The 831-nt window shown below is 68.2% G+C and carries 1 protein-coding gene; it reads right to left on the bottom strand.

The annotated features are described in order from the left end of the window. Window positions 1-5 precede the first annotated feature (5 nt). Window positions 6-831 (bottom strand): hypothetical protein (locus tag ABD844_RS52150; protein WP_344897529.1); only part of this gene is annotated, 826 nt, incomplete at its 5' end.

The following is an 831-nucleotide window of genomic DNA, read 5'->3' as shown; positions in this document are numbered from 1 at the left end:
GTAGCTCAGTCGGCGAGGGAGAAGAACTCCACGAGTGCACGCTGGTCGGAGGTGAGTTTCCGCTTGCTGCCTCCGGTGACGAGTTCCCTCGCGGTGTCTTTGCCGAGCTGCTGGTAGCGCAGCCAGGCCGGCGCTCTCAGGCGTAGCCGCGTCATGATCTCTGTAGCCCGGGTTGCATCGCCGATCCGTAGATGCGCGCGTGCGCAATCCAGCAACGCTCGATTCCAGGTGCTCGAGTCCGTCCTGCCCACGTCGCGCGGCAGTTGCCGGTAGAGCTCGACGGCCCTGCCGGGATCACCGGCCATCATGGCGTTCTCTGGCCGCATCAGTGCAGCGGTGAGCGGCCCGAACGAGGACCCTCCTGATGGGCGGCTGTGCTCGTGCCCCATGCGGGTACCGGCCAAGATGGCCAGGCTCACGAACTCGTCGGCGCGGTCCGGTTGGTTGTCTCGGGCCGAGGCCGCCGACGCGCGTGCCAGCAGCCAGCCCCAGGCGTCCAGCTCGGCGACCGTGGCAGTGGACATGCGAGGCTCGATGGAATCGGCCGCGGCGGCGCAGAGGCGCATCACCTCGGAGAAGCGGCCCTGGCGCATCATCGCCCAGGCTTGTACGGTGACCGCCGCGGCGGCCAGGGCCATATCGCCGATCGCAAGTGCATCGCGTTGGGCCTCCTGAACAGCGGTCAGCGCCAGGTCATGCGCGCGGACCTGGATGAGGTAGCGCGCCGCCAGGTTGAGCGCATCCGACCTCAGCCGGATAGCTCTCTCCCGCTCGGAGTCCGGCACGTTATCGGCGTGGTAGCGCGCGGAGAGAATCAGGGGCGGCAGGAAT

This window comes from Nonomuraea antimicrobica, from assembly GCF_039536965.1.
Classification (GTDB): Bacteria; Actinomycetota; Actinomycetes; order Streptosporangiales; family Streptosporangiaceae; genus Nonomuraea; species Nonomuraea antimicrobica.
The sequence above is the reverse complement of the archived record's forward strand: the minus strand, read 5'-3'. Positions and strand labels throughout refer to the sequence as shown.